The organism is Enterobacter sp. 940_PEND, assembly GCF_001059415.1.
Taxonomy (GTDB): domain Bacteria; phylum Pseudomonadota; class Gammaproteobacteria; order Enterobacterales; family Enterobacteriaceae; genus Enterobacter; species Enterobacter cloacae_M.
Genome location: NZ_JUMS01000121.1, coordinates 1 through 2,790, shown reverse-complemented (window position 1 = coordinate 2,790; position 2,790 = coordinate 1). Strand labels below are relative to the sequence as shown.

General features: G+C 52.8%; 3 protein-coding genes. 1 reads left to right on the top strand and 2 read right to left on the bottom strand.

Annotated features, from left to right (window positions below):
* The first annotated feature begins 308 nt into the window (after positions 1-308).
* On the top strand, positions 309-1,724 hold the full coding sequence (gltX, locus tag ADJ24_RS16980) for a glutamate--tRNA ligase (protein ID WP_048703048.1): 1,416 nt from the start codon (positions 309-311) through the stop codon (positions 1,722-1,724).
* A gap of 43 nt (positions 1,725-1,767) precedes the next feature.
* Here the strand turns inward: gltX and ADJ24_RS16975 are convergent, their stop codons facing one another.
* Positions 1,768-2,160 (bottom strand): YfeC-like transcriptional regulator, encoded by a 393-nt coding sequence (locus ADJ24_RS16975; protein WP_023308721.1) that lies wholly within the window; start codon positions 2,158-2,160, stop codon positions 1,768-1,770.
* A 1-nt stretch (position 2,161) separates the two neighbouring features.
* A complete protein-coding gene (locus tag ADJ24_RS16970) occupies positions 2,162-2,524 on the bottom strand; it encodes a YfeC-like transcriptional regulator (protein ID WP_023308720.1) in 363 nt (120 codons plus the stop codon).
* Positions 2,525-2,790 lie beyond the last annotated feature (266 nt).

The window sequence follows — 2,790 nt, the reverse complement described above, 5'->3', positions numbered from 1 at the left end:
CCGACCCCCTCCGTGTAAAGGAGATGCTCTACCAACTGAGCTAATCACCCCCGCTGTGTGGAGTCGCATTATAGGGAGAGTTGAAAATGAGTCAACGCATTTTCTAAAGTTTTTATTCGTTCGTCGTAAAATTAAACAAAACGATCGCGAAACGGGCAATGGCGCATGATTTCTAAACAAAAATCGCAAACTCGGTCACGATAAAGGGATCAACATTGAGGAATCCCCCCACAGTGATAGAATATTGCCCATCGTTTTTTCCCCAGGATTTGCCGATTGCCGGCATCTTTATAACGTAAGGCCATTTCATGAAAATCAAAACTCGCTTCGCGCCGAGCCCGACAGGCTATCTGCACGTCGGTGGTGCACGTACCGCTCTCTATTCCTGGCTTTTCGCACGCCACAACAAAGGTGAGTTCGTGCTGCGTATTGAAGACACCGATCTTGAGCGCTCCACGCCAGAAGCAATTGAAGCCATTATGGATGGGATGAACTGGCTGAATCTGGAATGGGATGAAGGTCCTTACTTCCAGACCAAACGCTTTGACCGCTATAACGCTGTCATTGATGAGATGCTGGTCGCGGGCACGGCGTATAAATGCTACTGCTCTAAAGAGCGTCTGGATGAACTGCGTGAAGCGCAGATGGCTAACGGTGAAAAGCCGCGTTATGACGGCCGCTGCCGCCACGACCATAGCGAGCATGCTGCTGACGAGCCTTGCGTGGTGCGTTTCGCTAACCCGCAAGAGGGCTCGGTGATCTTTGACGACCAGATCCGTGGCCCCATTGAATTCAGCAACCAGGAGCTGGACGATCTGATCATCCGTCGTACCGACGGTTCTCCAACCTATAACTTCTGCGTCGTGGTTGACGACTGGGATATGGAAATTACCCACGTTGTCCGTGGTGAAGACCATATCAACAATACACCACGTCAGATCAACATCCTGAAAGCGCTGAACGCCCCTGTGCCTGTCTATGCGCACGTCTCCATGATCAACGGTGATGACGGGAAAAAACTGTCTAAACGTCACGGCGCGGTAAGCGTTATGCAATATCGCGACGACGGCTATCTGCCGGAAGCGCTGCTGAACTATCTGGTGCGTCTGGGCTGGGCTCACGGTGACCAGGAGATCTTCAGCCGCGAAGAGATGATCGAACTGTTCTCTCTGAGCTCTGTAAGCAAATCAGCGAGCGCCTTTAATACCGACAAGCTCCTGTGGCTGAACCATCACTACATCAATACCATGCCGGCGGAATATGTGGCGACTTACCTGCAGTGGCACATTGAGCAGGCAAATATTGATACCCGCACTGGCCCTGAGCTGGCTGACCTGGTGAAACTACTCGGCGAGCGCTGCAAAACGCTGAAAGAGATTGCCGAAAGCTGCCGCTACTTCTATGAAGAGTTTGATGAGTTCGACGCGGACGCCGCGAAGAAGCACCTCCGTCCGGTTGCGCGTCAGCCGCTGGAAGTGGTGCGTGACAAGCTGGCGGCCCTTTCCGAGTGGACCGCTCAGAATGTGCATCAAGCGATTCAGGCGACGGCAGACGAGCTGGAAGTCGGTATGGGTAAAGTCGGCATGCCACTGCGCGTTGCGGTGACCGGGGCGGGGCAGTCTCCGGCGCTGGATGTGACGGTTCACGCGATCGGCAAATCACGCAGCGTGGCGCGCATTAACAAGGCGCTGGACTTTATCGCTGAACGTGAAAATCAGCAGTAAGAACGTCTCAGATAAAAAAACGGCAGGGGAACCTGCCGTTTTTTTATGCATCTTCTTCGGCAATGCCCAAACGCTTAAGAAATCCATGTATCCCTTCGCGCTTCAATAACGCATCCAGACGCTTCTGCTCTGGCTTAGTCATACTCTCCAGCGTCTCAATAATGCCCGGACACAGGTTTGAAGAGGGGGCAGTATAGGAAGACGTGGCCTCCGCGAGATGGTACACCGCCTGACGGTTGCGGATCGCCGGGAGGCTCATAATATGTTCTTTCACGCGCGCATCAACATGAATGAGCCTCGCGCGACCGCCTTTCACGCCGTTGAGTCCTTCGGTTTTCCACCTTTTCTGGCGTATCCAGCGATTAACCGTTTGCCTGGCAACACCCAAACTCTCTGCCAGCTCTTCCGTGGTCATTTTGCTCCGTAATTTTTTCATATCAGTCCCGATCGCGAATCCCTAAACGTTGCAACAAGCCGGTAATCCCTTCCCGCAGTAGCAGCGATGTCATCTGCTTCTGCTCTTCCGGCGTCATTTCATTGGCCAGCGTCAGGAGCAGCGTGTGAAGCGAACTATCATGACTGCTGCCTCCAGGCAGTTCGGATGTTTCGCTTGCCCGACGTGCGCTGCGAATAAAGTCACGGACTTTGTCGTTCACATGTACCAGGCGCGCTTTCCCGCCCTGGACGCCTGGTTTTGGTGACGTAATCCAACCCTCTTTGCGTACCCATTTATTGATGGTCTGGCGGCTATAGCCAGTGAGAAGGGCTAACTCTTCTGGCGTCATTCGTTCCTTGATCATGCAATTTCCTGAATATCAGTAGGGTTAATTAACGGCTCATTTTATAGCACCGTTTTACGTGAAAACGTGACAGGCTTAACTCCTGGCTGCGAGCAGGCTCGCAAAGTGATTCATTTGCATGATTTTTCGGCGATTGAATGGCTGGGATTGATTTTGCCGTTGACACCCCGCGGCGGAATTCATATTATGCCGCCCGTCAACATGACAGCTTTACGATGGGGCTATAGCTCAGCTGGGAGAGCGCTTGCATGGCATGCAAGAGGTCA